The sequence below is a fragment of the Pantoea sp. GM_Pan_3 genome (assembly GCF_026541045.1).
Classification (GTDB): Bacteria; Pseudomonadota; Gammaproteobacteria; order Enterobacterales; family Enterobacteriaceae; genus Pantoea; species Pantoea anthophila.
This window is the reverse complement of sequence record NZ_JALNVA010000001.1, coordinates 16,307-43,065: the sequence shown is the minus strand read 5'-3', so window position 1 is coordinate 43,065 and position 26,759 is coordinate 16,307. Positions and strand designations below refer to the sequence as shown.

27 protein-coding genes are annotated in these 26,759 nt (G+C 58.8%); 5 read left to right on the top strand and 22 right to left on the bottom strand.

The genetic code is table 11. From position 1 onward, the window contains the following. Positions 1-29 precede the first annotated feature (29 nt). Positions 30-1,079 carry a flagella biosynthesis regulator Flk gene (gene flk, locus OXR04_RS00210; protein WP_009088962.1) on the top strand — a complete coding sequence of 350 codons (1,050 nt, stop codon included), beginning with the start codon at positions 30-32 and terminating at the stop codon, positions 1,077-1,079. 1 nt (position 1,080) lies between these two features. Here the strand turns inward: flk and OXR04_RS00205 are convergent, their stop codons facing one another. Then, positions 1,081-1,524 carry a rhodanese-like domain-containing protein gene (locus OXR04_RS00205; protein WP_046102291.1) on the bottom strand — a complete coding sequence of 148 codons (444 nt, stop codon included), beginning with the start codon at positions 1,522-1,524 and terminating at the stop codon, positions 1,081-1,083. Between the two features lie 87 nt (positions 1,525-1,611). Between OXR04_RS00205 and OXR04_RS00200 the strand changes: the two genes are divergently transcribed. Then, positions 1,612-3,033, top strand: coding sequence for a PLP-dependent aminotransferase family protein (locus tag OXR04_RS00200; protein ID WP_167431385.1), 1,422 nt, complete (start codon positions 1,612-1,614; stop codon positions 3,031-3,033). Positions 3,034-3,114: 81 nt separating this feature from the next. Here OXR04_RS00200 and fabB read toward each other — a convergent pair whose 3' ends face one another. Then, the gene (fabB, locus tag OXR04_RS00195) at positions 3,115-4,335 is read right to left on the bottom strand and encodes a beta-ketoacyl-ACP synthase I (protein WP_009088958.1); all 1,221 of its coding nucleotides are present in this window, start codon (positions 4,333-4,335) and stop codon (positions 3,115-3,117) included. 154 nt (positions 4,336-4,489) lie between these two features. On the opposite strand from fabB, the gene mnmC reads away from it, so the two are divergent. Further along, positions 4,490-6,496, top strand: a complete 2,007-nt coding sequence (gene mnmC / locus OXR04_RS00190; RefSeq protein WP_267371881.1) for a bifunctional tRNA (5-methylaminomethyl-2-thiouridine)(34)-methyltransferase MnmD/FAD-dependent 5-carboxymethylaminomethyl-2-thiouridine(34) oxidoreductase MnmC — start codon at positions 4,490-4,492, stop codon at positions 6,494-6,496. 37 nt (positions 6,497-6,533) lie between these two features. On the opposite strand, the gene OXR04_RS00185 is transcribed toward mnmC, so the two are convergent. Genes OXR04_RS00185 through prmB form a run of 6 tightly spaced genes read right to left on the bottom strand, consistent with a single transcriptional unit; the run spans position 6,534 to position 11,120 of the window. After that, complete coding sequence (locus tag OXR04_RS00185) at positions 6,534-6,818, bottom strand: YfcL family protein (protein ID WP_009088954.1); 285 nt, start codon at positions 6,816-6,818, stop codon at positions 6,534-6,536. A gap of 32 nt (positions 6,819-6,850) precedes the next feature. Then, complete coding sequence (locus OXR04_RS00180) at positions 6,851-7,396, bottom strand: elongation factor P hydroxylase (protein WP_009088952.1); 546 nt, start codon at positions 7,394-7,396, stop codon at positions 6,851-6,853. A gap of 19 nt (positions 7,397-7,415) precedes the next feature. Continuing rightward, positions 7,416-8,219 (bottom strand): sulfite exporter TauE/SafE family protein, encoded by an 804-nt coding sequence (locus OXR04_RS00175; RefSeq protein WP_009088951.1) that lies wholly within the window; start codon positions 8,217-8,219, stop codon positions 7,416-7,418. Between the two features lie 8 nt (positions 8,220-8,227). Then, on the bottom strand, positions 8,228-9,052 hold the full coding sequence (gene mepA / locus OXR04_RS00170; protein WP_267371883.1) for a penicillin-insensitive murein endopeptidase: 825 nt from the start codon (positions 9,050-9,052) through the stop codon (positions 8,228-8,230). 4 nt (positions 9,053-9,056) lie between these two features. After that, complete coding sequence (gene aroC, locus OXR04_RS00165) at positions 9,057-10,142, bottom strand: chorismate synthase (RefSeq protein WP_009088945.1); 1,086 nt, start codon at positions 10,140-10,142, stop codon at positions 9,057-9,059. Positions 10,143-10,187: 45 nt separating this feature from the next. Beyond that, entirely contained in the window at positions 10,188-11,120 is a 933-nt protein-coding gene (prmB, locus tag OXR04_RS00160; protein WP_009088944.1) for a 50S ribosomal protein L3 N(5)-glutamine methyltransferase, read from the bottom strand. Positions 11,121-11,279: 159 nt separating this feature from the next. On the opposite strand from prmB, the gene smrB reads away from it, so the two are divergent. Continuing rightward, positions 11,280-11,828, top strand: a complete 549-nt coding sequence (gene smrB, locus OXR04_RS00155) for an endonuclease SmrB (RefSeq protein ID WP_009088943.1) — start codon at positions 11,280-11,282, stop codon at positions 11,826-11,828. 28 nt (positions 11,829-11,856) lie between these two features. On the opposite strand, the gene sixA is transcribed toward smrB, so the two are convergent. The 4 genes from sixA to OXR04_RS00135 all read right to left on the bottom strand — a co-directional run bounded on the left by sixA (position 11,857) and on the right by OXR04_RS00135 (position 16,425). Then, entirely contained in the window at positions 11,857-12,339 is a 483-nt protein-coding gene (gene sixA, locus OXR04_RS00150) for a phosphohistidine phosphatase SixA (RefSeq protein ID WP_009088942.1), read from the bottom strand. Positions 12,340-12,539: 200 nt separating this feature from the next. After that, positions 12,540-14,660 carry a fatty acid oxidation complex subunit alpha FadJ gene (gene fadJ / locus OXR04_RS00145; RefSeq protein ID WP_267371884.1) on the bottom strand — a complete coding sequence of 707 codons (2,121 nt, stop codon included), beginning with the start codon at positions 14,658-14,660 and terminating at the stop codon, positions 12,540-12,542. Further along, the gene (fadI, locus tag OXR04_RS00140; RefSeq protein ID WP_267371886.1) at positions 14,660-15,970 is read right to left on the bottom strand and encodes an acetyl-CoA C-acyltransferase FadI; all 1,311 of its coding nucleotides are present in this window, start codon (positions 15,968-15,970) and stop codon (positions 14,660-14,662) included. Before fadI ends, fadJ begins: the two co-directional genes overlap by 1 nt. 158 nt (positions 15,971-16,128) lie before the next feature. Beyond that, positions 16,129-16,425: a YfcZ/YiiS family protein gene (locus tag OXR04_RS00135; protein ID WP_009088938.1), complete on the bottom strand. Its 297-nt coding sequence runs from the start codon at positions 16,423-16,425 to the stop codon at positions 16,129-16,131. A gap of 358 nt (positions 16,426-16,783) precedes the next feature. Here OXR04_RS00135 and fadL point away from each other — a divergent pair, with 358 nt between their 5' ends. After that, the gene (fadL, locus tag OXR04_RS00130) at positions 16,784-18,067 is read left to right on the top strand and encodes a long-chain fatty acid transporter FadL (RefSeq protein ID WP_009088934.1); all 1,284 of its coding nucleotides are present in this window, start codon (positions 16,784-16,786) and stop codon (positions 18,065-18,067) included. Positions 18,068-18,183: 116 nt separating this feature from the next. Here fadL and OXR04_RS00125 read toward each other — a convergent pair whose 3' ends face one another. From OXR04_RS00125 to OXR04_RS00080, 10 genes are all read right to left on the bottom strand, one after another. After that, entirely contained in the window at positions 18,184-18,450 is a 267-nt protein-coding gene (locus tag OXR04_RS00125; RefSeq protein ID WP_267371888.1) for a hypothetical protein, read from the bottom strand. After that, positions 18,447-19,397 (bottom strand): hypothetical protein, encoded by a 951-nt coding sequence (locus OXR04_RS00120; protein ID WP_267371890.1) that lies wholly within the window; start codon positions 19,395-19,397, stop codon positions 18,447-18,449. The genes OXR04_RS00125 and OXR04_RS00120 overlap by 4 nt, the downstream gene beginning before the upstream one ends. A gap of 822 nt (positions 19,398-20,219) precedes the next feature. Next, a complete protein-coding gene (gene mlaA, locus OXR04_RS00115) occupies positions 20,220-20,984 on the bottom strand; it encodes a phospholipid-binding lipoprotein MlaA (protein ID WP_140923029.1) in 765 nt (254 codons plus the stop codon). 149 nt (positions 20,985-21,133) lie between these two features. Beyond that, positions 21,134-22,345 carry a c-type cytochrome biogenesis protein CcmI gene (gene ccmI / locus OXR04_RS00110; RefSeq protein ID WP_058956860.1) on the bottom strand — a complete coding sequence of 404 codons (1,212 nt, stop codon included), beginning with the start codon at positions 22,343-22,345 and terminating at the stop codon, positions 21,134-21,136. After that, a complete protein-coding gene (locus tag OXR04_RS00105; protein ID WP_181405338.1) occupies positions 22,342-22,797 on the bottom strand; it encodes a cytochrome c-type biogenesis protein in 456 nt (151 codons plus the stop codon). Before OXR04_RS00105 ends, ccmI begins: the two co-directional genes overlap by 4 nt. Beyond that, complete coding sequence (locus tag OXR04_RS00100; protein WP_009088927.1) at positions 22,794-23,351, bottom strand: DsbE family thiol:disulfide interchange protein; 558 nt, start codon at positions 23,349-23,351, stop codon at positions 22,794-22,796. The genes OXR04_RS00105 and OXR04_RS00100 overlap by 4 nt, the downstream gene beginning before the upstream one ends. After that, entirely contained in the window at positions 23,348-25,306 is a 1,959-nt protein-coding gene (locus OXR04_RS00095) for a heme lyase CcmF/NrfE family subunit (protein ID WP_267371892.1), read from the bottom strand. The genes OXR04_RS00100 and OXR04_RS00095 overlap by 4 nt, the downstream gene beginning before the upstream one ends. Then, complete coding sequence (gene ccmE / locus OXR04_RS00090; RefSeq protein ID WP_009088922.1) at positions 25,303-25,788, bottom strand: cytochrome c maturation protein CcmE; 486 nt, start codon at positions 25,786-25,788, stop codon at positions 25,303-25,305. The genes OXR04_RS00095 and ccmE overlap by 4 nt, the downstream gene beginning before the upstream one ends. After that, positions 25,785-26,018 carry a heme exporter protein CcmD gene (gene ccmD / locus OXR04_RS00085; protein ID WP_267371893.1) on the bottom strand — a complete coding sequence of 78 codons (234 nt, stop codon included), beginning with the start codon at positions 26,016-26,018 and terminating at the stop codon, positions 25,785-25,787. The genes ccmE and ccmD overlap by 4 nt, the downstream gene beginning before the upstream one ends. Then, the gene (locus OXR04_RS00080; protein ID WP_267371895.1) at positions 26,015-26,755 is read right to left on the bottom strand and encodes a heme ABC transporter permease; all 741 of its coding nucleotides are present in this window, start codon (positions 26,753-26,755) and stop codon (positions 26,015-26,017) included. The genes ccmD and OXR04_RS00080 overlap by 4 nt, the downstream gene beginning before the upstream one ends. Between the last annotated feature and the right edge of the window lie 4 nt (positions 26,756-26,759).

Genomic DNA, 26,759 nt, shown 5'->3' with positions numbered 1-26,759 from the left:
CGCTGTTCTGTTTTCCCAAGGAATCCGCCATGCAACCTCTCAGCGGCCCCGGTGTGCCGGTCGGCGATCGTTCATCTCTTAATCCGCAAACCGGCGTAACACGTCACGGTTCTGTGGCGGGTGAACAACCCCTCTCTCCGGCTCAGCGCACGACATTAGAACGCCTGATCGTGCGTATCTTATCGCTCAGCAATCTGAAGGCACCTGAACTCTGGGCGGGCGTCCGGCATGAGGTGGGCGTGAAGAGTGAGGCGGAGCTGCAGTCGCGTCACTTTCCGGCTGCGGAGCAGTATCTGAATGGTCGTCTGACTCAGGCGCAGAATGGCCATGCTACGCGTCAGTTGATGACTCAGCTCACAGAACTGCTGCCGAAGGGCAATAACCGTCAGGCGGTGAGTGACTTTATCCGCCAGCAGTTTGGTCAGACCGTTCTGAGTTCGCTGAGCCAGGACCAGCTGCGTCAGGTGCTGACGATGCTGCAGAACGGGCAGATGGCGATCCCGCAGCCGCAGCAGAGCCGCGTCAGCGATCGGACCCTGCTCCCGGCGGAGCATCAGACGCTCAATCAGCAGGTGGTCCGTCTGGCCGCCGCCACCGGAGAACCGACCGGCAAACTCTGGACGGCGGCGCTGAAACTGGTCGGACTGACCAGCGGCGATCCCATCCCCTCGCGCCACTTCCCGCTGCTCACCCAGTATCTGCAGGTACGTCAGACGCTGAGTCAGCACAGCGCACCCACCTTACAGCTGCTGGAAGCCTCGCTGAAACAGCCGCTGGATCAGCACGAGCGGCATAGCCTGGAGGAGTACAGCCAGCAGCGTTTTCAGGCCACACCGCAGACGGTGCTAACCGTGACGCAGACGCAGGATCTGCTGAACTTCCTGTTCAGCCGTCGCGCCGATCGTGCCGAGAAAGTTCACGAACAGCCGCTGGCCGCCAGTGAGATTAAACCGCAGCCGATCTGGTCGCCCTTTGTCGCCTCGCTGCCGTCACCGCTGCAGCCCCTGGCGCAGCGTCCCCTGCTGGGTCTGTTTGTTGCGCTGGTGGTGATCACCCTTCTGCTCTGGCTGGTGCTTTAGGTCAGCAGCCACAGGATGCATCGGGTGCGGTGACGGGCCATTCGCCCGGCGCCTCCCCCCAGGTCAGCGGATGACCTTCCCGTTTCCAGAAATCCAGCCCGCCAGTCAGCTCCTTCACCTGAAATCCCAGTTCCGCCAGCTTCAGAGCCGCTTTCGTCGAGCCGTTACAGCCGATGCCGTCGCAATAGGTAACATAAACGCGGTCGCGGTCGAGCGGCTCGCAGCTGGAAGCATTGATCTCACGGTGGGGAAAATTAATCGCGCCGCTGATATGGCCGGCGCGATAAGCCGCCGGTGCGCGCGCATCGATCACCTGAATGCCAGGCAGATTCCGGGCCAGATCCTCCGCCAGATCCCAGGCGTCTGTGTAATAAGCGAGTTTTGCCTGCAGATAGTCGAGGCTTTGCTGCGGCGTGGCGGCGGGAAAATGTAATACAGATGACATCGCGATTCTCCTGTTGAAGTGAGTGTGCAGTTTACGGCAGAGTGGACTGCCTGCTGATACCCATTTTGCGCCAGGAATAAGACCCATATGAGTTCTCCGCTGTTGCAGCTTTTCCAGCATCAGGCCAGCGGCGGCGTGCGTGAGCGCCTCTGCACCACCCTGCGGCTGGCCATTAACCGGCATCATCTGCACGCCGGTCAGCAGCTGCCCTCCAGTCGCCAGCTGGCGCAGGATCTCCGGATTTCACGCGTCACGGTGGAAGCCGCCTATGGTCAGCTTGAGAGCGAAGGCTATCTGCGACGCGAGATCGGTCGCGGAACGTTTGTGGCCATCACGATTCCCGCAGGCACCGCTTCAGCGGCACGCGTTCAGCCCGCGCGTTTCTCAGCGCGGGGGCAGCAGGTGCTGGCAACCGGAGGCTGTCAGGATCCCCCGTTTCCTCACGCCTTTGCCGCCGGTTCCCCGGAATTACGCGCTTTCCCCCATGACAGCTGGCGACGCCTGAGCAGCAGCGTGCAGCGTTCGCTGGGCAGCGCCGCCATGGGATATGGCGATCCCTGCGGCTACCTGCCGCTGCGCAGTGCGATTGCTGACTATCTGGCGCTCTCGCGAGGTATGCAGTGCCAGCCGGAGCAGGTGATTATCCTGACCAGTTCGCAACAGGCGTTACAGCTGCTGGCGATGATGTTCGTCGATCCCGGAGATGATGTGTGGATAGAGGAGCCAGGCTATCCCGGCGCACGAAACGCGCTGCTCGCCGCAGGCGCAAAGGTGCACGGGATAACCGTCGATGCCGAAGGCGCAGTGCCGGGTCACGGCAGTGCAAAGCTGATGTATCTGACCCCTTCACACCACTATCCGACCGGGGTAACGCTGAGCCTGCCCCGCCGTCTCGCCTGGCTCGCCTGGGCGCAGCGCAACCAAAGCTGGCTGATTGAAGATGACTACGACAGTGAGTTTCATTATGACGAGCGCCCGATTCCTGCGCTGCAGGGACTGGACCGTCATCAGCGGGTCATTACGCTCGGCACCTTTTCGAAATCGCTGTTCCCTTCACTGCGTCTGGCGTGGATGGTGGTGCCTCCCGCGCTGATTGCCCCTCTGGGCCAGGCTCGCAGCGTGCTGGATGGACACAGCGCCCTGCTGCCCCAGGCGATTACCGCGGCTTTTCTGCAGCAGGGACATTTTGCCACTCATCTGCGGCTGATGCGTCAGCTCTACCATAGCCGTCGCGATCGATTGCTGGAGCAGATTGCGCAGCGCCTCTCACCGTGGATCACGCCCATCGCCAGTGGTGGCGGACTCCAGCTGACGGTGACAGTGGAACAGGATGAAGCGCGCTTAACCGCGCTCGCGGCACAACAGGGGTTGCTGTTGCCTCGTCTCAGCCCGCTCTATGCCGGCTCCGCGTCTCAGCAGGGCTGGATACTCGGCTTCGCCGCGCTGACGCCTGATGAGATTGTGGCAGGGTGCGATAAACTGCTGAGGCTGCTGCAGCGGGAGGGATAAATCTGGCCGGCTTTGGTTTACAGCAAGCCAGAAAACAAAAGGGCCGGCAAAGCCGGCCCTTCAGCGTGCTGACGTAAAAGATTACGCCTGATATTTACGCATGGTCAGCGTGGCGTTGGTGCCACCGAAACCAAAGCTGTTGGACATCACGGTCGTCAGCTCTTTTTCCATCGGCTCAGTCACGATGTTCATGCCGGTGGCAGCTGCATCCAGTGAGTTGATGTTGATGCTTGGCGCGATAAAGCCATGCTCCAGCATCAGCAGCGAGTAAATCGCTTCCTGCACGCCAGCCGCACCCAGTGAGTGACCGGTCATTGCTTTGGTTGCTGAAATGTAAGGGGTTTTCTCGCCAAACACTTCACGAATCGCACCCAGCTCTTTCACGTCGCCCACTGGCGTAGAGGTACCGTGGCTGTTCAGATAGTCGATTGGCGTGTCGACGCCGTTCATTGCCATCTTCATGCAGCGCACCGCACCTTCGCCTGAAGGCGCAACCATGTCTGCACCGTCAGAGGTCGCACCGTAGCCAACGATTTCGGCATAGATGTGTGCACCGCGAGCCAGCGCATGCTCCAGCTCTTCAACCACCACCATGCCACCGCCACCGGCGATAACAAAACCGTCGCGCTCGTTGTCATAGGTGCGTGACGCTTTTTCTGGTGTGTCGTTGTAACGGGTAGAGAGCGCGCCCATGGCGTCGAACTCACAGGCCATTTCCCAGCAGAGCTCTTCGCCGCCGCCGGCAAAAACGATATCCTGTTTGCCCAGCTGAATCTGCTCAACGGCGTTACCGATACAGTGCGCAGAGGTGGCACAGGCGGAGCTGATCGAGTAGTTTACGCCATGAATTTTGAATGGCGTGGCGAGACAGGCAGAGACGCCAGAAGCCATCGCCTTGGTGACCACGTAAGGGCCAACCGCTTTCAGGCCGCGTGGGCTGCGCATTGCATCAGCACCAAAGACCTGGAAGCGCGGGGAACCACCGCCTGAACCTGCAATCAGACCTACACGCGGGTTGCTCTGATACATTTCATCAGTCAGGCCGGAATCTTTAATCGCTTCTTCCATGGAGAGATAAGCATAGATGGACGCATCACTCATAAAGCGCACAACTTTGCGATCGATGAGGCCGGTGGTATCTAATTTGACGTTACCCCAGACGTGACTACGCATGCCGGAATCTTTCATCTCTTCAGAAAAGGTGATGCCAGAGCGTCCTTCACGCAGAGATGACAGCACTTCCTGCTGGTTATTACCAATACTGGAAACGATCCCTAAGCCAGTAATCACAGCACGTTTCATTCAATCTTCCTCATCCACTTCTTCGTAATTGGCATGCACTCTAGCGTACACTTGTACGCCGAACAAGTCCGATCAGCTATTTCCTTTTGTAAATTTGCGTCATGTGACCTGGGTCGTTAAAATCGCGCCACTGCCTGAAAAACGAGCCTTTCCCGTGAAATTAACCCCGGTTAAACATGCGCAGCTAAACTGGAATGAACAGGGTACACCTGTTTCCCGAGCGTTTGGCGACGTCTATTTCTCTAACGACAACGGTCTGGAAGAGACACGCTATGTGTTCCTTGGCGGCAACGGTTTCCCGCAGCGTTTTGCGGCGCATCCGCGCGATCTCCTGATCGTGGCGGAAAGCGGGTTTGGTACCGGCCTGAATTTTCTTACTCTGTGGCAGGCCTTCGACGCCTTTCAGCGTGAGCAGCCTGGTGCGACAGTAAAACGTCTGCATTTCATTAGCTTTGAGAAATTTCCGTTAACCCGCGCGGATCTGATCGCGGCGCATCAGCACTGGCCCGAACTTGCCCCCTGGGCAGAAGCGCTGCAGGCTCAGTGGCCGGCTGCCCTGCCCGGCTGCCAGCGACTGCTGTTTGACGGCGGACGCATCACGCTGGATCTGTGGCTGGGTGATATCAACCAGCTGATGGAAAAGGTGGATGAGAGCCTGCATCGTCAGGTCGATGCCTGGTTCCTCGATGGCTTCGCGCCCGCAAAGAATCCCGATATGTGGACGCCCGCGCTGTTCAGCATGATGTCGAAGCTGGCGCGTCCACAGGGGACTTTCGCGACTTTTACTGCTGCAGGGTTTGTGCGGCGCGGTCTGCAGGAGGCGGGATTTGACGTCACCCGCCGCAAAGGATTTGGCCCGAAACGCGAAATGCTGTGCGGCAGCCTGCAGGATGCGCCTCTGCTCCCCGGCACGCAGCCCTGGTATCATCGCCATCCGGCGGCGCAGCAGGAGGTCGCCCTGATTGGCGGCGGCGTGGCCAGCGCGACCCTGGCGCTGGCGCTGCTGCGCCGAGGCTGGCGGGTAACGCTCTACTGCGCCGATGAGGCACCCGCGCTGGGTGCCTCCGGTAACCGGCAGGGCGCACTCTATCCGCTGCTCAATCAGCATGATCCGGCCCTCGCCACCTTCTTCCCGGCGGCATTCAGCTTTGCCCGGCGACTCTACGACCAGAGCGGGGTCACCTTTGAGCATGAGTGGAGTGGCGTGCTGCAACTGGGCTGGGATGAAAAGAGCCGCAAAAAGATCGAACAGATGCTGGCGATGGATCTGCCTGAAACCCTCGCCTGCGGCGTCGATGTCGCAGAGGCGGAAAACCGGGCGAAGGTAGCGCTGGGCTGCGGCGGCATTTTCTATCCGGAGGGCGGCTGGCTCTCACCGGCTGAGCTGACCACCGCGCTGCTCGCCCATGGCGAGACACAGGGCTTACGCATTCACTGGCTGCACCGGGTAAGCGGGCTTTCTCAACAGGAGGATGGCTGGACGCTGACCTTCAGCGACCGCCCGGCGGTTCACCATTCTGCGGTGGTCCTGGCAAACGGTCACGCGATCGCCGACTTTGCGCAAAGCGCCCCGCTGCCAGCCTACCCGGTAGCGGGTCAGGTGAGCCATGTTCCCGCCACGCCTGCCCTCAGCGCGCTGCAGACCGTGCTCTGTTACGACGGCTATCTGACGCCGGTCAGCACCCAGTTTGGTACCCACTGTATCGGTGCCAGCTACCATCGTGGTGAAACCGCAACGCATTATCGCGAGGCGGATCAGCAGGAGAATCGCCTTCGCCTGCTGCACTGTCTGCCTGACAGCCGCTGGGCGGAAACGGTGGATGTCAGTGAGGGAGAAGCCAGAATGGGCGTGCGCTGCGCCACGCGCGATCACCTGCCGATGGTAGGCGGCGTGCCCGATTATGCCGCGACGCTGGCACAGTATGCGGATTTACCGGCCCGGCTTGCGGCAGGCAGTCAGATTGGTGACGCGCCCGATCTGACGGGGCTTTATCTGTTTGGTGCGCTGGGTTCGCGCGGCTTATGCAGCGCACCGCTGGCAGCCGAGGTGCTGGCCGCCCAGCTGGCAGGTGAGCCACAGCCGCTGGATGCGACCACGCTGGCAGCACTCAATCCGAATCGCTACTGGGTCAGGAAACTGCTGAAGGGAAAAGCGGTATAAAGCGGGTCTGCAGGGCGGCGCTTACCGCCCTGTCATATCATGCGGAGAGCTGGCGCGCCTGAACAAACAGGTTGTCCCACATGCCGACCACCAGCGCCTGGTCGCGCGGTGAGAGTTCGCCTGCGGCAATGGCGTTCTGCAGGCTGCGGGTCACCTGAACCTGCAGCGCTTCTGGCGTATGCTCATCCAGCTGCTCCACTTCAGCGACCGCCAGGGTCAGATGCCCGCGCAGATAACCGCTGGCGAACAGTTCATCGTCACTGGCATGCTCGACCATGTCGTCAATCAGGGCCAGGATACGCGCTTCAAATTCTGCGATCATCTCAATTCCTCTTTTGATAATGTCATCCTGCATCACAGATCGTCCGGCCAGGGAAACTGCGCCGCTGTTAATGAAGGCCTGCCATAAAATTCCGCCAGGGCGGTAATAAAACGCGCGGGACGCGCGGGAATACCCGCCGTCAGATAGCTCATGACCTGAGCATGTACCTTACGCTGAAACGCAATGCGATCCGGCTCACAATCTCCGTCGAGATTGTCACAACTGACGTTGAAGGGAAAGCCCGCCGCCATACAAAACATCCACTCCAGCGCCTGTGGCTTCACTTCAACGGCTTCAAACTGGCTCTGGGTCAGCGCATCGCGGCCATCCGGGCAGTACCAGTAGCCAAAATCGACCAGTTTGCGGCGTGCCTCACCGGCGATGCACCAGTGAGAGATCTCATGCAGGGCGCTGGCGTAAAAGCCGTGGGCAAAAACCACCCGGTTCCACGGCGACTCTGCATCAGCAGGAAGATAGATCGGTTCATCGTCGCCTTTAATCAGGCGTGTCTGAAATTCATCGCTGAAGCAGCGATCGAACAGCGTAATCAGCTGTTCATAATGATGGGTCGGGTTCATGACGTTATCACGTAAAAAGTTACGATTGCAGTGTGGAGAGCCACGCCATCACGGCGCTGCCATGGCTGTCCCACAGGAGTTTTATGCTCATTACGGCAGAGACAATCACCACCATCGGGCGGATCAGTTTCTGCCCGCGGCTCAGCACCAGCCGGGCGCCCAGACGCGCGCCGCAGAACGCGCCGAGCATCATAATCAGGCCGGTTCCCCACACCACTTTGCCGCCGAACATAAAGAACAGCAGACTGCCCACGTTAGAGGTGAAGTTGAGAACTTTGGCATGGGCTGTCGCCTTCGCCAGGTTGTAACCGCAGAGCGTGACGAAGGCCAGCGCGTAGAAAGAGCCCGCGCCCGGCCCGAAAAATCCGTCATAGAAGCCCACGGCACCGCCTCCGACCAGCGCATAGGCGAGGCCGTGCAGGCGACGCGCCCGGTCTTCTTCACCGAGACGCGGCATCAGCAGAAACCACAAGCCAATCGCGATCAAAAACAGCGGCAGCATCTGACGCAGAAAGTCCGCCTGCAGGCGCTGGATCAGCACCGCGCCCAGCACGGACCCCAGCAGCGTCATGGCGATATTCAGCCACTGCTCACTCAGATTAACTGCGCCGCGTCGCACAAAGTAGAGGCTGGCGGAGAACGACCCGCCGACCGATTGCAGTTTATTGGTCGCCAGCGCCTGAGCCGGTGAGAGACCCGCCGCCAGCAGCGACGGTACCGTCAGTAACCCCCCGCCACCCGCAATCGAGTCAATAAAACCGGCGAGCATGGCAATCAGAAACAGCAGCCCGACCAGCAGCGGACTGACCACGAACCACTCCATGGAATCCCTTACAGTAGATGTTTATCCAGCAGAGCCTGACAGGCAGGCGGTAACGGCGGCGGTTCACGTTTCACCGGCGCGCCCGATCCGGGCTGCTTCGGCAGGAACCAGCTCTGCAGCTCTGCGCCACAGCCATCGCCCGGAGGCGGTGGCGGCTGATCTTCACAGCCGATACTGCCGGTCGGGCAGCGCAGCCGCACATGCATATGCGCCCGATGCGCGAACCAGGGGCGCACTTTGCGCAGCCAGTCACGATCGGCACCGGCATCCGCACAAAGCTGCTTTTTAATCGCCGGGTTAACGAAGATGCGCGTGACATCATCATCTTTCGCCGCCAGTTTAATCAGGCTGTCGATTTCCGGCTGCCAGTGGCGCGCAATCACGTTTTTATCGCCCGGCCCGACCAGATCCAGCGGCTGCGGCTTCAGCAGCTGCTGCGCGGTCCAGCGGGTTTTCGGCAGTTGCAGCCAGATATCGACATCCAGCCCGGTCTGATGGCTGGCGTGACCGCTGCTGAAACGTCCGCCAGCCGCCATGCCCATATCCCCAATCAGTACATTGCCCAGCTGCAGGTTGTGCACGCGGGTCGTCAGCCGCTGAATAAACGCAATCAGATCGGGATGACCGAAATAACGACGCTGATCCTGACGCATCACCTGGTAGTCGGGTGAATTGAGCGGCAGTGCCCGGGCGCCAATAATACAGCCATTCGCAAAGCCGCCGATGGACTGCGGTGCGCCGCTGATCGGCTGCTGAATACGCTGCCACGGCGTCGCCGCCAGGCTGGAGGCGCTGAACAACAGCGCGCTCAGAGTAAGCAGAAATGCCTTCATGCCATCACCAGCGCGGCACGGTGCTGTTAACGTCACCGTTCTGCGCCCGCTGGCGCAGCAGATGATCCATCAGGACGATCGCCATCATCGCCTCGGCGATCGGCACGGCGCGGATCCCGACGCAGGGATCGTGGCGGCCTTTGGTGATCATCTCCACCTCTTCACCGTCGCGGGTAATGGTTTTACCCGGCACGGTGATGCTGGAGGTCGGTTTCATTGCGAGGTTGGCGCTGATGGTCTGGCCGCTGCTGATGCCGCCCAGAATGCCGCCGGCGTGGTTACTCTGGAAACCATCGTGACGGATTTCATCCCGATGCTGGCTGCCGCGCTGGCTGACCACCGCGAAGCCGTCACCGATCTCCACCCCTTTCACCGCGTTGATGCTCATCAGCGCGTGCGCCAGGTCGGCATCCAGACGGTCAAAGACCGGCTCACCCAGGCCAGGCGGCACGTTGTCAGCCATGACCGTGACTTTAGCCCCGATGGAGTCGCCCTCTTTTTTCAGGCCGCGCATCAGTTCATCCAGCGCCTCCAGCTTCTCCGCATCCGGGCAGAAGAAGGGATTCTCTTCCACGATGCTCCAGTCTTTCAGCTCACAGGCGATATCCCCGATCTGCGCCAGATAGCCGCGCACCACCACACCATGTTTCATCTGCAGATACTTCTTCGCTATCGCACCGGCGGCCACGCGCATCGCGGTTTCACGCGCCGAAGAGCGGCCACCGCCACGGTAGTCGCGCTGACCATACTTCTGCTCGTAGGTGTAATCGGCATGGCCGGGACGGAAGAGATCTTTGATCGCGCCATAATCCTGCGACCGCTGATCGGTGTTCTCAATCAGCAGGCCAATAGACGTGCCGGTGGTCACACCCTCAAACACACCGGACAAAATTTTCACCTGATCCGGCTCGCGACGCTGCGTGGTATAGCGCGAGGTGCCAGGACGACGACGGTCGAGGTCATGCTGGATATCCGCTTCGGTCAGAGGGATGCCCGGTGGCACCCCATCAACGATGCAGCCCAGCGCAAGACCATGGGACTCGCCAAAGGTAGTTACTCGAAAAAATTGTCCGATGCTGTTTCCGGCCATGCTGTTTCCTTGTCAGGGTTCGGCGGGCGAGGCTTCGCCCCACTTTTAGTCTTTGTAAAAAGAGAAATGGTGTTGTGCGTCGACGATCTGCTGGCGCGTCAGCGTAAAGACACCGTCACCGCCGTTGTCAAATTCCAGCCAGGTAAAGGGCACATCGGGATACTGCTCGATCATATGCACCATGCTGTTACCGACTTCGCAGACCAGAACGCCCTGCTCGCTGAGATAGTCAGGCGCGCAGGCCAGAATGCGGCGCACCAGCTTCAGACCATCGCTGCCCGCCGCCAGACCCAGCTCCGGTTCGTGGCGATACTCATTGGGCAGATCGTCCATATCTTCCGCATCCACATAAGGCGGGTTAGTGACGATCAGGTCATATTTCAGCGGCGGCAGTTCGCGGAACAGGTCGGCACGAATCGGCGTGACCTGATTGATCAGGCCATGTTCTTCAATATTCTGCTCGGCCACCGCCAGCGCGCCGGTCGAGATATCGACGGCGTCAACCTCCGCTTCCGGGAAGGCGTAAGCACAGGCAATCGCGATGCAGCCGCTGCCGGTGCACATATCCAGAATATGCGCGGGTGGCGTGCTGATAAGACCGGCAAAGCGGTTCTCAATCAGTTCGCCAATCGGTGAACGCGGCACCAGCACGCGCTCATCAACAAAGAATTCGTGACCGCAGAACCAGGCTTTGTTGGTCAGGTAGGCGACCGGAATACGCTCGTTAACGCGACGAATGACGCGCTCGACAATCAGAAGACGCTCGCTGGCGGTCAGACGCGCGTTGCGCATATCTTCCGGAATATCCAGCGGCAGCCAGAGAGACGGCAGGACCAGTTGAACGGCTTCGTCCCAGGGATTGTCTGTGCCATGTCCGTACCAGATTCCGGCAGCGGAAAAGCGGCTTACCGCCCAGCGCAGCATGTCCTGAATGGTGTGCAGTTCGTTCACTGCCTCATCGACGAAAATTTTGTCCACGTAGCCCTCCGCAGGCCTTTTGCTAAATCGGCCGATAGTGTGCCATGAAGCCGGGGAGAATTCAGCGCAGCGAGGTGAAAAAGCTGACAATTAATGACACTTAACGGTAAGGTATCGGCTCTGCTGTGTGACAGCCTTTTCTGATAAGACTGACCTGCCATGAGTAAAAAAACACCGCTAAGCCCGGATGATGAGGCGCTGTTTCGCCAGTTAATGACGGGGACACGTCAGTTAAAACAGGACACTTATGTCCATAAAGCGCCGGTAAAAACCCGCGAGATTCCGGTAAAACGTCTGCTTTCCGAGCAGGCGGACAACAGCCATTACTTTTCGGATGAGTTTCAGCCCCTGCTCTCGACCGAAGGGGCTACCCGTTACGTGCGCGCCGATGTCAGCCATTTTGAGCTGAAAAAACTGCGCCGGGGTGACTATACCCCGGAGATTTTTCTCGACCTGCACGGCTTAACGCAGATGCAGGCCAAGCAGGAGCTGGGCGCACTGATCGCCGCCTGCCGCCGTGAACATCTGTTCTGCGCCAGCGTCATGACCGGACATGGAAAACATATTCTGAAGCAGCAGACGCCGCTGTGGCTGGCCCAGCATCCGTGGGTCATGGCGTTTCATCAGGCGCCGAAAATGTTCGGCGGTGATGCTGCGCTGCTGGTGCTGATTGAGATTGAGGAGTGGCAACCGCCTGAGTTGCCCTGACAGGGCCGGTGTCATCGGCCCCTCGTCGTCAGATGGCTTTCGCCAGCTTCTTCGGACTGACCTGCCACAGCAGTTTACCGGCACTCTCTGCCGGATCGAACTCGACGCAGGCAATGGCGGAAGTGGCAAACATCGGTGGGGTTTCCTGCGGGCAGAGTTCGGAAACCAGATAGCCCACCAGGGGCAGATGGGAGATGACCAGCGCCGATTTCACCCCTTCGTTTGCCAGCGCCTGCAGATAGCAGCCGACCAGGCCCGGATCGCCACCCGGCGTTAACTCCGGTAACACATCCTGGCCTTCCGGCAGGGGATAGGCTTCACGCACGGTAGCGAGCGTCTGCTGCGCGCGTAGATAGGGACTGACCAGGACACGCTCGATGTCCGGCGTCTGGCTGTTAAGCCAGTGGGCCATCTGACGCGATTCATCACAGCCACATAAGGTTAAAGGCCTGACTGAATCACTTGCTGCTTCCAGAGCCGCATCGCCGTGACGCATGATAAAAACTTGCATAAAGCACCGCTGTTGTTTGTCGATATCGCCCGACGCGACGCGTCAGACTCTTCACTCTGCGAATGAACGCTGTGTTTTACCCTAATGGCTTCAGTATAGTCAACCGGTTGTTTATTAAATAAGCACTTCTCAGATTCATGCTGCGCCGCACACGCGGGCGGCGCTTTTCTAACCCGCTGAATCGGAGCCGTTATTCCATTTCACAGAGAAATGTAAAATTTCGTCTGTTCCGCAGCCGCCTGAATCAGCGCCTCACAGGGGGCAAATCGCTCACCGTGCTGCTGCGCGAGACGGTTCAGCCGGCTGACCATTTCCGCCGCACCCAGTTTATCCATGTAGTGGAACGGCCCGCCCAGGAAAGGCGGAAAGCCGATGCCAAACACCGTCCCCACATCGCCGTCCCGGGCGCTGCGAATCACCTGCTCATCGAGACAACGGGCGGCTTCATTCAGCATCATCATCACACAGCGTTCTGCAATCTGTGCCCCACTCTGCCTGGCCTGCGGCGTGACCTTCAGCAGGCTGTAAAGCGAGGCGTCCGGTTTTTTACGCTGCCAGCGCGGCAGGTCATAACGATAGAAACCCCGGCCATTTTTACGGCCCTTACGGCCATCCCTGATCACCGCATCAAACGCGGCGGGTGCGGCAAAGCGTTCACCATAGGCCTGATGCAGGATGGGGCTGATTTTGCTGCCGACATCGATGCCGACCTCATCAAGCAGCTGAAGCGGACCAACCGGAAAACCAAACCTCACCAGCGCCCGATCAATGTGTTCAATTGGCTCCCCCTCCAGCAGACAGCGCATCGCTTCATTTATATAGGGGGTCAGGATGCGGTTGACATAGAAACCCGGCTTGTCTGCGACGACGATCGGCGTCTTGCCCTGACTGCGTGCCAGTGCCACAACGGTAACCAGCGTCGAGGCCGAAGTATTCAGATGCGGGATCACCTCAACCAGCGGCATTTTTTCCACCGGACTGAAATAGTGCAGCCCGATGACATTCTCAGGACGCTGCGCCCCGGCGGCGATATCCGCAATCGGCAGCGAAGAGGTGTTGGAAGCAAACAGGGTATGCGGCTGACAGTGTGCCTCGACGTCGTGCACCATCTGCTGCTTCAGGGCAAGATCTTCGAACACCGCTTCGATCACCACGTCGCGCTGCGAGAACCCCTGATAATCGATGCCGCCTGTGATGCGCGCCATCTGCTGCTGGCGCGCTGCCGGGGTCAGCTGACGACGACGGACCTTTTTGCTGAGCAGGTCCCAGCTGGTTTTTAATGCATGGCTGACGCCTTCCAGGCTGATATCTTTGATGCGCACCGGTAACCCGGCGTTGATCGCGGTGACGCTGGCAATGCCGCCGCCCATTAGTCCGCCGCCCAGCACCGCAACACGCTTGACGGTCGCGGGTTCAGCTTCACCGCCCCGCTCCTTTTTCATCGCCGTGGTGGCAAAGAAGAGTCCGCGCAGCGCAACGGACTCCGGCGTCATCGCCAGTTCGCCAAAGGCGCGCGCCTCCGCATCATGGCCGGCGCGGCTGCCCTGCTCCAGCCCGATGCGCACCACCTCAATCAGCCGTCTGGCGGCCGGATAGTTATCCTGCGTTTTCGCCGCGGTCTGGCGTTTCGCCAGCGCAAACAGCGCCTGGCGGGCGACCGGACCATGCAGCAGCCGATCGCGCAGCGGCAGGACGCGTCCGCTGACTTTGCCCTTTTTCACCCGCGCAATTGCGGTCTCCAGCAGGATCGGGCGGGGAACCGCATCATCGACGACACCGAGCTTTCGCGCCTGCTTCGCGCGCAGACTTTTGCCGGTCAGCATCAGCGGCAGCGCCTGCTGAACGCCGATTAAACGCGGCAGCCGCTGCGTCCCGCCAGAGCCAGGCAGCAGGCCGAGCTGTATTTCCGGCAAGCCGAGGCGGGTTTTATCATCCAGCGAGCAGATGCGCGCATCGCAGGCCAGCGCCAGTTCCAGTCCACCGCCCAGACAGGCCCCGTGAATGGCCGCCACCACCGGAAAAGGCAGCGCGTCGATCATCGCCATCACTTCCTGGCCCTGCTTCGCCAGCGCTTCAGCTTCCTGCGCACTCTGGCAGCGGTCAATCATGCTGATGTCCGCGCCCGCGATAAAATTGTCCGTTTTGCCGGAGATCAGGACCAGTCCCGCCAGCTGCGGATCGCGTCGCGCTTCCGCAATGATGGCGGCAATCTGGCCAGCAAATTCCGCTTTCAGGGTGTTCATCTTCTCGCCAGGGACATCAATCGTGATAATGCCGACGTGATCCTGTCGCATCGTCAGCTGAAAGGCATTCTGCTCCATTATTCGGCCTCCAGAACCATTGCCGCACCCAGACCACCCGCCGCGCAGGCGGTGACCAGTCCCAGCCCGCCACCACGGCGGCGCAGTTCATTAAGCGTCTGGGTAATCATACGCGCGCCCGTGGCGGCAAAAGGATGACCATAGGCGATGGAACCGCCCAGCACGTTAAAACGCTCTTCGTTGACCTCACCCAGCGCATGCGGCCGGTTCAGCACCTCACGGGCGAAACGCTCGTCACGAAACAGCTGCAGATTGCTCAGCGTCTGGGCCGCGAACGCCTCATGCATATCTATCAGCGTCAGATCGGCCAGGCTCACCCCGGCACGATCCAGCGCCAGCGGCGAAGCATAGGCTGGCCCCAGCAGCATGTCCTGCTGGACATCAATGGCGGTAAACGCGTAGCTGCGCAGGTAGCCCAGCGGCGTGACGCCCAGTTCCCGGGCGCGCCCTTCCCGCATCAGAATGAGGGCTGCCGCGCCATCCGTCAGCGGCGTGCTGTTGGCGGCGGTAACGCTGCCGTGCTGGCGGTCAAAGGCGGGACGCAGTCGGGCGTAATCCTCTGCTTTAGCGTTCATCCGCACGTTATTGTCCTGATCGATTGCGGTTTTCCATGGGGGTACAAAGGCTGCCATGACTTCCTGTTTCAGTACCCCGGATTGCCAGGCTCTGGCGGCATGCTGATGGGAGCGGAGCGCCAGCGCATCCTGGGCCTCACGGGTGATACCGTAGCTTTTCGCCATCTGCTCGGCCGTGTCCCCCATCCGCAGGCCGGTCGAGTACTCCGCCACCGCAGGCGGCACCGGCAGCAGGTCGCGCGGACGCAGCCGTTTAAGGATATGCAGTTTCTGCCCCAGGCTGCGGGCCTTGTTGAGATCCACCAGCGCGCGGGCCAGCGTTTTAGTGACCCCAATCGGCAGCACTGACGAGGAGTCTGCCCCGCCGGCAATAGCGGCAGAAACCGTACCCGCCATCAGGCTCTCTGCCACATTCGCCACCGCCTGAAAACTGGTGGCGCAGGCACGGCTGACGCTATAGGCGTCGGTATTCACATTCAGCCCGCTGCTTAAGACAATTTCACGCGCAATGTTTGGCGCTTCCGGCATCTGTACCACCTGACCAAATACCAGCAGCTCAATCACGTCTGCCGGTAACTCACTGCGCACCATTAATTCGCTGACCACCATCCGTCCCAGCTCGATGGCGGGAATGCCATGAAAGCCGGTCGCCTGGCGTAAGAAAGGGGTTCGTAACCCGTGGGTAATTGCGATGCGTTCGCCATCACGCGTCAGCAGCGGCTGCGCTTTGCTCATTGTTCTCACCTGTAGCCGGGACTGTGGCATCATTGCCTGAAGAGGTCTGACCTGATCAGTGTTAACCACAAGCGGGTGAGCCGCCAATAGCAGAAAGGAAAAAGTGCGAAGGGAAACACGAAATTGAAAAACGCCGCGCTGAGGCGGCGTAAGAGGCCTTAACGCAGGCCGAGCTGGAAAATCAGGGTTTCAGCCTGGCAGCTGAAGGTGAAATCGATATCCAGCTGCACGCCCTGATCGACATCGCTGAACCGGACGTCAATCACACAGGGTTCCGATTCCACCTGACGGGCACGCTCAGTCAGCCGGGCGGCTTTGGCTTCCGCATCCTGTCGCTGCGGGAACCACTCTGACCAGCTGGCGGTGCAGTCGGTATTATCCATTACGGTGCCGACATCAACGCAGCAGCAGGCAGCGGTTTCGGTCGCACTGCATTTTTTAATGGCATCAGTCATCTTTATCTCCTGCCCCGGCTTCGGGTGAGTTAAGCGATTTTATGGCCGGAATTTTACCCGCTTGCGATAAGATGCGCCACGCGACTGTGGCTAAGTGACGAATATCACAATAAAAATTGATCCAGAACAAACTGGAATCGGTATGCTGTCTTCACCAGGGTGCTTTTTGTTATGCAGATCGAATTTTAAGCGATCAACTCTGAAATATTTTAAAAACAATATTGCAACTTGCACACAGGTCGGACCTATACTCTCCGCACTGGTCTGATATGTGCGTTTACCGTCAGTCCCTACAATCCGCCGTCCTTTGTTACGCGACGTTATAGCGTTAAATAATAATTCACATGAGGTTGTGGTCATGAACCATAAGAACCTGTTCGCAAAGTCAGCCGTGGCGGCTGCAGTGGCGCTTGTCTCTTCACACGTTTACGCAGCTGGGTTTCAGTTAAATGAGTTCTCTACGATTGGTTTAGGCCGCGCCTACTCAGGCGAAGGGGCAATGGGTGATACGGCGGCATCCGCCAGCCGTAACCCGGCAACGATGGCGTTAATGGATCGTCCGGAGTTTTCCATCGGTGCGGTTTATATTGACCCGGATGTGGATATCACGGGCCGGAGTCCGACGGGTCGCAGTCTGGATGCCAGCAATATCGCCCCGAATCAGTGGATACCCAATATTCATTACGTTCAGCCCATCAACGATCAGTGGTGGATTGGCGCATCGGCAACCTCCAACTATGGCTTAGCAACAGAGTTCAATAATGGTTACACCGCTGGCGGCTACGGCGGTAAAACGGACCTGATGACCGGCAACTTAAACCTCAGCACCGCTTACCGGTTCAATGAGCACTTCAGCGTGGGCGTCGGTTTTGATGCGGTTTATGCCAAAGCGAAAATTGAACGCTATGCCGGTGAATCAGGCGCGAGACTGGGCGTACCGGCTGATACGCAGGTTGCCCATCTGAAAGGCGACGAGTGGGGCTACGGCTGGAATGCCGGTATCCTGTATGAAGTGGATGAAAACAACCGCTTCGGCTTCAGCTATCGTTCAGAGGTAAAGATCGACTTTGATGGCGATTACAAAAGTAATCTGCCCTCCCGTCTGAATGCGGTCAACAACCCGGAAGTGTCAGGCGTGCCTTTTGGTACCAACGGCACGACCGTTCCGGGCGCGTTAACCCTGAATCTGCCGGAGATGTGGGAAGTGTCGGGCTGGCATAAAGTGGCTCCGCAGTGGGCGGTTCACTACAGCATGGCGTACACCAGCTGGAGTCAGTTCCAGGAGCTGAAAGCCACCGGTTCTCAGGGCCAGACGCTGTTCTATAAAGATGAAAGCTTCCACGATGCCTACCGTATCGCGCTGGGCACCACCTATTTCTACGACAGCAACTGGACGTTCCGCACCGGTATCGCATTTGATGACAGCCCGGTGCCAGCCGATAAACGCTCTATCTCCATCCCGGATCAGGATCGTTTATGGCTGAGTGCGGGTACCTCGTACGCCTTCAATGATAACGCCTCAGTCGATCTGGGCATCTCCTATATGCACGGACAGAAAGTGACGGTGAAAGAGGGTCCCTATACCTTTAACTCAGAAGGCAAGGCCTGGCTTTACGGCGCGAACTTTAACTACAAGTTCTGATCGGCGGGTGGGATTCAAAAAGGCGACTCGGATGAGTCGCCTTCAGACTGCTGACCTATTCCAACTGATGCCCTGCAGGCGCGGGGGTACACGCACACAACAGAAGATTAAGGGTGTCAGATACCCTTGTTAAAACCTCTGTTACCGAACTGATGCCCGAAGCATTTGCCGGTGTTCACATCGACGTAAATATTCACGGGAGTAGAGGTCTCGATTTCCATCCATGATTTGTTTTCCGCATCTTCGCTCGATGTTTCGACGATATAGCATTCAACGCCATCAAAAGAAGACGTTTTAATGAAAGTGAATCTCTCACTCCATCCCAGTTTATGTCGGAATGCGTAGTCGCGTGCGGCATCCTTTGCATCTTCTGCGTTGATCATTGCTGAATTCCATAATAGACATTGTACATTGTCCCGCCGACAACAACCGGCCCCAGAAGCACGCCAGCTGCTTCATGTCGCAGAGCGGTAAAGGTGATCTCATAGTTGTTGGTCAACGGGAATTTGAAACCGTCAATAACGTAACGGGGTGACATCCCTTTCGCTCTCATTAACCCAACCAGCTCTGCAAATGCCTCTTCCAGATACCGTAAGATATATGATTTATGATAGGCGCTAACATGCATGAAAGCTCTAAGCTCGCGAAGCAGATAAAACTTCGGCGCAATGGATGAATGCACCCGCTCATGATATAGGGTCGCCAGAACATCCTCAGCAGCCTGTTCTGCTGTTTTTACCGTACGGTCGTAGGCACGGCCAATGGTAATGTCACCCCACATGTTAGTTGAGCCTAATCCGGCGCTTTGCTTATCAGTAAAGCGAATTTTAGGGCGATACCGCCAGGATGGAGAACTGTTCCGGGGGCCATTCATTGCGCGTCCCACTGATGCGCTGTATCTGGGCATACGAATATTTCGGTATGAATGCCTGAAGGCGTCACGAGGGTTCTTTTTCAGTAAAATCGCCATCACAGTATCGACGCCAATTAGGGTGATGGCTGCAGCTAAACAGGCTGCTGCTTCATCCAGATCACTTTCAGTTCTGGCGCTGTATGTGGTCTTAACGAATTCATAGAGTTTTTTTGAAGCCTCAACAGCCACACCACCAACGGCAACCCACCCCGCCACTATCAGAATAAGATCAGCTAACTCTCCTATGCCAAAAAAGTGTGCGCCTGCCCAAACCCCCGTAATCGCTGCCATTGTAGCCAGAGCTGATGGAGTTAGCATTGCCAGCAATTGTTCACCAACATCACCCGGCAGTAGTTTTGCCGCCTTGATTATGGCAAGTTCAAGTTTCTGCTGCATATCCATATTTGAGACATTCATCTAATCACCTTCGAGGGCTATTTAGCTCCATGTAGTTCAGGAATATATTACTCCTGACTCGTTAGTGAAATAAGAAATGACAGTCAGACCTGTTGCCTTCAAAAATGCGATATTCCGGGATCTGACGAAATATCCTGACGGCCTGATCGGTGTGATTATCGAGGATGCCTTTTATCACAGACTCAGGTAAGTACTGGCTCTGCCTGCCGGTTTACGGGCAGCCCTGCCATAGATAGTCACAATCCCACTCTTTAAGCCTGCCAGTACAGCAGTTTTTAATGGAATCCTTCTTCATCACGCCGGCGTCGGTAATTGGCAAAATGAGTATCATATGACTTACTGTTGATCCGGGTTTTACATGCGACTATGACAGCCGGAGGCTGCTTATCACTCACTACCGCCTGGCAGTGAATTCAGGATAAGTAGCGGTTTATTCCCGCTCACGAGGGGAACACTCTAAAAATATCCCGCTGATTACACAGCGTTTTTCACATCAGAATTTTCCGCCGAATTTTACACCCGGATCTGCCTCATATAAACAGTCATTCTCTGACACCAGATTTGTTTAAAACAGGCTCATAACGGAAGGCAGGAAGCTAATAGCAGACCTGGACAGGAAAAAGACAGGGCGTGACGGATCAGGTCAGAAGTAAGGACAGAGGAGAAAAACCGGCCCGAAGCAAAAACGAGGCAAACCGAACAGTCTGAGAAAGGCATAAAACGCTTATTTACGCTGACCCGGTCTTGAAGCAGACCGGGTCAGGCGCAGTCAACAAACTCAGAACAGTTTATGTGACACGGCTTCTTGAGGATCTCATAACGTTACTGCGCGTCGATATCCTTCAGGTCATCCTGAATCGCAGCGGCGTTTGGATTCTCTTCCGGCTTGAGTTTGCCGCCACGCGCCAGGAAGTCGTGACGCTGGAAGTAGGCGTTACGGATAAAGGCGTACGGATCGCTCTGCTGCTTCAGGATCGCATCGGAATCCAGCAGTTGCGCGCGGGTCTCAATCCCCTCCAGCGTCCACTTACCAATCGACATCGGCCAGGTCAGCCAGCCGAGGATCGGATAGAGGGTATCAACGTAGTCACCGCCATCCTGCCGTATAGTGAAGCTGCCGTAAGCCGGCAGCTCAACGTAAGGACCATAGCCGACACCATAGTGGCCCAGCGTGGTGCCGAAACGGTGCGGCTGTTCACGCGCCAGTTCCGGATTGGCTTTACCGGCGACGTCAATGAAACCACCCAGACCCAGCACACTGTTCAGGAAGAAACGGGTGAAGTGGATACCCGCATCGCGTCCGTCACCAACCAGAATGGCGTTAACCATGCTGGCGGGCTCTTCCAGGTTGCCGAGGAAATTGCTCAGGCCGGTTCGTGCAGGCACCGGCACATAGTCGCGCCAGGCGACAGCGACCGGACGCAGCACATAGGGATCCAGCACATTGTAGTTAAAGTTAAACATCGTGCGGTTAAAGCCTTCGAACGGATCGCTGCGCTGCGCAGGATCGCTATTTGCCGGCTTTGAACTGGCACAACCTACCAGAAGGACGCTGGCCACAGCCAGGCTGGTCAGGCGATAATTCATTCCAATCTCCCTGTGCGGATGAAAAAGGGCTACCCATCGTTCAGGCACAGCCCGGCGTCGAATCGGCTTACCCGATGAGCATAGCTGACTTTATGCCAGAGGCAGCAGGCAATGGCACGCAGCGACCTGAACAGGATCGTTGATGACGTTCAGGGAAGCTGCTGATTAATCTCTACCACGATCGGCTGATGACCATCCCAGGGCGTCACGGCGCTCTCACCCAGCCAGTCACCCGGCTGCGGGGTGGCGCTGCCGTCGCGGGAGATACGCACCCGAACCGCGACCTGATGCTGCGCCGACAGCAGGCGATCCGGCATCATGGCATTGCTGTCATCCAGCGTCAGCGACAGCGGGAAGTGGCTCAGCGGCATGCGCTTCACCGCCACCGGCACCGGTGACGTCCCGTCAGAAACCGAAATATACAACACTCCGTCCTGCGGTAACATTTTTTCTGCCTGCGGGGTCAGCCGCACGGTCAGCGCCAGCTGACGGCTCTGCTCTCCGGCATCACTTCTCGCCTGCTCAATGCTGCGGGCGATCATCGCGCGTCGTGTGTCACCGGCAGGCAGCACGTTCAGCAGGGCCTGCCAGGCTTCAATCGCCTGATCGTACTGCTGCTGGCCGTAGGCGTTAAATGCCAGCAGACCAAGCGTACGCGGGTTTTGCGGCTCCGCTTTCAGCAGGGCGCGCAGCAGCAGTGACGCCTGACGGTTATCCTGCGGATCGGGAGAGCGCGTCAGCACCTCTGCATAATCCTGCTTCAGCGTCATATCGTTGGGTGAGAGCTGTAACGCATGCTCAAACGCCTGACTGGCGATATCAGCCTGATTCAGCACCATGCCAAGCCGCCCCAGCATGGTCCAGTCGGCCAGATTATCCGGTTCCGTTTGCAGGGCGGTACGCAATCCGAGCTCTAAACGTGCCAGCTCCTCCATGCTGAGCGGTCTGGCGCCGGGGTCCATCAGCCGCGCACGCAGCGCAGGGTACGCCTGCTGCACCTGCATCCAGCCGGTGTACTGCGTCAGTCCACCGGTTTTCAGATAGGTTCCCAGCGATACCCCAATCAGCACGAGCAGGCCCGGCAGCAGAATCCAGCGGCTGCTGCTGTGGGACGGGAGGCTCTGCGCCGGCGGAATATCGGCCAGCAGCGTCTGCTGTAACTCGCGCTCCATTACTGGGCGCTCAGCAACAACGCCCTGCTCTTCATCCTGCGCCAGCTCATCGATCCGCTGATGGTAAAAGCGCTGATTGAGGCGATCGCGGTCGCCCGGGCTGGCCTGACGCTGCCGCCAGCCTGCGGCCAGGAACAGCGTGCAGGCCGCCAGCAGTAACAGAAAAAGGGTAATCCAGAATGCACTCATGACGGCTTCCTGTCTGACTTCAGTAAGGCATCGAGACGCTGTTGCTCAGCGTCATCCAGCGCACTGTGGGTGTGACGCCGACGGCTGCGCAGAATAATCACCGCGCCACCCAGCAGCACAAACAGCGCCGGGCCAGCCCACAGGATCAGCGTTGACGGGGTCAGCGGTGGCGAATAAGAGACGAAGTTGCCGTAGCGCGCCACCATGTAATCAATGATCTGCTGGCGGCTCTGCCCCTGCTTCATCAGCTCATAAACTTTCAGCCGCATGTCGGCGGCAATCATGGCATTCGAGTCGGCGATGCTGTTGTTCTGACATTTCGGACAGCGCAGTGATGCGGTGAGGTCACGGTATTGCGCCTCCTGAGCCGGAGAGTCAAATTGCAGTGTGTCGATGGTCGCCCACAGATTGATGCTGAACAGCAGGCCACAGATCAGTAACAGCGATCTCATGATCCCGCCTCCGCACTGTATTTCATCCACAACGGTTTCACTTCCTGCTCCCAGACGCGCGCGTTGAGATCGCCGGCGTGGCGATAGCGGATAATCCCTTTACCGTCGATCAGAAAAGTTTCCGGTGCGCCATAGACGCCGAGGTCGAGTCCCAGCATGCCGCTGCCATCGTAAAGACTCAGGGCGTACGGATTGCCCAGCGTGTTCAGCCAGTTAACCGCCTTATGGCGATCGTCTTTATAGTTCAGGCCGACCACCCGAATGCCCTGCTCCGCCAGCGTATTCAGATAGTGATGTTCGGCGCGGCAGGTCGGACACCAGGTTGCCCAGACGTTCAGCAGTATCGGCCTGCCATCGGTCAGCACGCGCTGGTCGTAGGTTTTGCCGGGCTGGTCGAGCGCTTCCAGCCGGAACAGCGGCACCGGTTTACCGATCAGCGCCGATTCAAGACGGGTCGGATCGTCGCCATCCGCATTGCGGGTCAGCTGCCACAGCAGCGCCGCTGCCAGCAGCAGAAACAGCACCAGCGGGATAAACAGGATTTTCTTGTTCATGCGCGCTCCTCACGTGCGGCTTTTTTGCGCGAGCGATAGCGGGGATCCCACAGGCAGAACAGGCCCCCCAGCGCCATCAGTACGCCGCCAGCCCAGATCCAGCGGACAAAGGGTTTGTAGTAGATACGCACCGCCCAGCCGCCATCCTCCAGCTCCTCGCCCAGCGCTGCATAGAGATCGCGGCTGAAACCCCCATCAATCGCCGCTTCGGTCATCATGGTTCGGGCCGCGGTATAGAAGCGTTTTTCCGCCTGCAGCGTCGCTTCCGGTTTCCCGTTGCGCGTGACATCGATAATCCCCATGCCCCCGCTGTAGTTAGGCCCCTGCAGGTTCTGCACGCCACGGAAGACAAAGTGATAGTGATGGATGTCCACGCTATCCCCCGCCCGCATCCGCACGTCGCGCTCCACGCTGTACTGCGTGCTGAAGGCGATACCGATCACCGTGACCCCGACGCCAAGGTGACCCAGCACCATGCCCCAGTGACTGCGGGAAAGGTGACGCAGCCCGGTCAGAAACGGATGGCGATGCGTGGCGCGTTCGTGCAGTTCCAGCAGCGTCAGCACAATGATCCAGAGGGACATCAGTAAGCCCACCACGGTCATCGCCGCAATGCGATCCTGCAGCCACCAGGGAATCATCATCGAACAGGCCAGGGTAACGAGCAGCGCCAGCGCCAGTCGTTTGGCCAGTTTCTGCGGTTCATCGCGCCGCCAGCGTACCAGCGGCCCGATCCCCATCAGCAGCGCAAACGGCGCCATCAGCCAGCTGAACATCGTATTGAAGAACGGCTCACCCACTGAAATGCTGCCCAGTCCCAGCTGCTTGTGCACCAGCGGCAACAGCGTGCCGAGCAGTACCACCAGCATGGCCGCAATCAGCAGCACATTGTTGCCCAGCAGAAAGGATTCCCGTGACCAGGTTTCGTTCTGTACCCGGCTCCGCACCTGCCCCCCTTTGATCGCATAGAGCAGCAGCGAACTGCCGATGACAATCACCAGAAACGCGAGGATAAACATGCCGCGCGCCGGATCGGAAGCGAACGAGTGGACCGACACCAGCACGCCGGAGCGCACCAGGAACGTACCGAGCAGGCTGAGCGAAAAGGCGGTGATCGCCAGCAGCACGGTCCAGGCCTTAAAGGTGCCACGCTTTTCGGTGACGGCCAGCGAGTGGATCAGCGCCGTGCCCGCCAGCCACGGCATGAACGAGGCGTTCTCTACCGGATCCCAGAACCACCAGCCGCCCCAGCCCAGTTCGTAATAGGCCCAGGCCGAGCCCAGCACAATCCCGATAGTCAGGAAGACCCAGGCCGCGGTGGTCCAGGGACGCGACCAGCGCGCCCACGCGGTATCGAGCCGTCCGGCCATCAGCGAAGCGATGGCAAACGCAAAGGCCACCGAGAATCCGACATAACCCATGTAGAGCAGCGGCGGATGGAAGATCAGGCCGATATCCTGCAGCATCGGGTTCAGGTCGTGCCCGTCTACAGGGAAATCGGGCAGCGTGCGGGCAAACGGATTCGACGTCAGCAGGATAAACAGCAGGAAGCCGAGATTGATCATCCCCATGACCGCCAGTACGCGCGCCAGCGCGTCCTGTGGCATACCGCGACTGAAGATCGCCACGGCTAAGGTCCAGGTGCTGAGCAGCAACACCCACAGCAGCAGCGATCCCTCATGCGCCCCCCAGGTGGCGGCAATGCGGTAGTAGATCGGCAGCAGGCTGTTGGAGTTGGTGACAACATAGGCCACGGTAAAATCGTTGCAGATAAAAGCCCAGACCAGCAGCATAAAGGCCGCAGCGATGCAGACAAACAGCCCGCAGGCCAGCGGGCGCGCCATCGCCATCAGCCGCGCATCCTGACGAATTGCGCCCCAGAGCGGATAGCTGCTGAGCAGCAGCGCAAGCCCCAGCGCCAGACAAAGCAGAAAAGTCCCGGTTTCCGGCATCATGATGATTTATTTCCCGCCTGATACTGTGACTGCGGGCCGTTGTGATTGCTCTTCATCGCGTCTTCTATCTCCGGCGGCGTATATTTCTCATCGTGTTTGGCCAGCACTTCTCTGGCAACGATCTGGTTACCGTCCGCCAGCACGCCCTGCGCCACGACGCCCTGCCCTTCCCGGAACAGATCCGGCAGGATGCCTTCAAAACTGACGCTGACGACGCCGCGCGCATCATAAAGTTTGAACGTTACCGCCAGGCTGTTCGGGTCCCGATGCACGCTGCCGGGCATCACCATGCCACCGACGCGCAGCCGCTGGCCCGCCTCCGGCTTCTCATGCGCCTCGCCTTTGCCATAGAGGATTTCACCCGGGGTATAAAACAGATCGATGTTTGAGCGCAGCGCATACATCACCAGCGCGGTGGCCAGGCCCAGGCCAAGCAGAATCGCAACGGCCGCACAGAGGCGATTGCGTCGACGGCTATTCACACACTCTCTCCTGCCGCTTCAACCGCGGCTTTTCTGGATTTCGCTGCCCGGATGCGACGTTCACGCGCATCACGCTGGCGGATCTCCGCCAGCAGGCGGCGGCGCAGTAACAGGGTATGCAGCGTCAGTCCCGCCAGCGGAAGCAGCGTGCAGGCCACCGCCAGCCAGACGTAAAAGGCGTAGCCGCCCATGGCAAAAAAGGCGTGCCAGGAGGAAAAGGCCGGCGTCATTTCTGCTCTCCCCGTTTTGCGACGTCAAGTGCCCAGGGGCGATGGCGTTCCGTTAACAGAATCAGGTTGCGCAGCCGCATCAGCGTCAGCGTGATAAACAGCAGCAGATAACCGAGGATGGCCCAGCGCAACGGCGTTCGCATCACCGGCGCAATCGCCTGCTGAAGGATGCCAGACGAGCCCTGATGCAGGGTATTCCACCACTGCACCGAGAAGTGGATGATGGGCAGGTTGACCACGCCGACCAGAATCAGGATGCCGGCGGCCCGGCCTGCGGTGCGGCGGTCATCGAACGCGTGCCAGAGTGCAATCACGCCCATATAGAGGAAAAGTAACACCAGCTCCGAGGTGAGGCGTGCATCCCAGATCCACCAGGTTCCCCACATCGGTTTGCCCCACGCGGAACCGGTGACCAGCGCAATAAAGGTAAAGACCGCGCCCACGGGTGCCATGGCGGCGGCAACCAGATCGGCCATTTTCATCTGCCACACCAGACCGGTAAACGCCGCGACGGCCATGGCGGCATAGATGCCCATCGACCACATGGCAGCGGGCACATGGATATACATGATGCGAAAACTGTCGCCCTGCTGATAGTCAGCGGGAGCAAATCCAAATCCCCAGATCCAGCCCAGCAGTAATGTCGCCACGCCTGCTATCGCAAACCAGGGCACCAGGCGCCCCGAAAGCTGATAGAGCCGTTCGGGCCGGGCCAGCTGATGTAACGCTTTCCACATATCA

Coding starts and splice junctions, on each gene's coding strand:
- flk (WP_009088962.1), top strand. CDS start 30: ATGCAACCTCTCAGCGGCCCCGGTGTGCCGGTCGGCGATCGTTCATCT.
- OXR04_RS00205 (WP_046102291.1), bottom strand. CDS start 1,524: ATGTCATCTGTATTACATTTTCCCGCCGCCACGCCGCAGCAAAGCCTC.
- OXR04_RS00200 (WP_167431385.1), top strand. CDS start 1,612: ATGAGTTCTCCGCTGTTGCAGCTTTTCCAGCATCAGGCCAGCGGCGGC.
- fabB (WP_009088958.1), bottom strand. CDS start 4,335: ATGAAACGTGCTGTGATTACTGGCTTAGGGATCGTTTCCAGTATTGGT.
- OXR04_RS00185 (WP_009088954.1), bottom strand. CDS start 6,818: ATGATCGCAGAATTTGAAGCGCGTATCCTGGCCCTGATTGACGACATG.
- OXR04_RS00180 (WP_009088952.1), bottom strand. CDS start 7,396: ATGAACCCGACCCATCATTATGAACAGCTGATTACGCTGTTCGATCGC.
- OXR04_RS00175 (WP_009088951.1), bottom strand. CDS start 8,219: ATGGAGTGGTTCGTGGTCAGTCCGCTGCTGGTCGGGCTGCTGTTTCTG.
- mepA (WP_267371883.1), bottom strand. CDS start 9,052: ATGAAGGCATTTCTGCTTACTCTGAGCGCGCTGTTGTTCAGCGCCTCC.
- aroC (WP_009088945.1), bottom strand. CDS start 10,142: ATGGCCGGAAACAGCATCGGACAATTTTTTCGAGTAACTACCTTTGGC.
- smrB (WP_009088943.1), top strand. CDS start 11,280: ATGAGTAAAAAAACACCGCTAAGCCCGGATGATGAGGCGCTGTTTCGC.
- sixA (WP_009088942.1), bottom strand. CDS start 12,339: ATGCAAGTTTTTATCATGCGTCACGGCGATGCGGCTCTGGAAGCAGCA.
- fadJ (WP_267371884.1), bottom strand. CDS start 14,660: ATGGAGCAGAATGCCTTTCAGCTGACGATGCGACAGGATCACGTCGGC.
- fadI (WP_267371886.1), bottom strand. CDS start 15,970: ATGAGCAAAGCGCAGCCGCTGCTGACGCGTGATGGCGAACGCATCGCA.
- OXR04_RS00135 (WP_009088938.1), bottom strand. CDS start 16,425: ATGACTGATGCCATTAAAAAATGCAGTGCGACCGAAACCGCTGCCTGC.
- fadL (WP_009088934.1), top strand. CDS start 16,784: ATGAACCATAAGAACCTGTTCGCAAAGTCAGCCGTGGCGGCTGCAGTG.
- OXR04_RS00125 (WP_267371888.1), bottom strand. CDS start 18,450: ATGATCAACGCAGAAGATGCAAAGGATGCCGCACGCGACTACGCATTC.
- OXR04_RS00120 (WP_267371890.1), bottom strand. CDS start 19,397: ATGAATGTCTCAAATATGGATATGCAGCAGAAACTTGAACTTGCCATA.
- mlaA (WP_140923029.1), bottom strand. CDS start 20,984: ATGAATTATCGCCTGACCAGCCTGGCTGTGGCCAGCGTCCTTCTGGTA.
- ccmI (WP_058956860.1), bottom strand. CDS start 22,345: ATGAGTGCATTCTGGATTACCCTTTTTCTGTTACTGCTGGCGGCCTGC.
- OXR04_RS00105 (WP_181405338.1), bottom strand. CDS start 22,797: ATGAGATCGCTGTTACTGATCTGTGGCCTGCTGTTCAGCATCAATCTG.
- OXR04_RS00100 (WP_009088927.1), bottom strand. CDS start 23,351: ATGAACAAGAAAATCCTGTTTATCCCGCTGGTGCTGTTTCTGCTGCTG.
- OXR04_RS00095 (WP_267371892.1), bottom strand. CDS start 25,306: ATGATGCCGGAAACCGGGACTTTTCTGCTTTGTCTGGCGCTGGGGCTT.
- ccmD (WP_267371893.1), bottom strand. CDS start 26,018: ATGACGCCGGCCTTTTCCTCCTGGCACGCCTTTTTTGCCATGGGCGGC.
- OXR04_RS00080 (WP_267371895.1), bottom strand. CDS start 26,755: ATGTGGAAAGCGTTACATCAGCTGGCCCGGCCCGAACGGCTCTATCAG.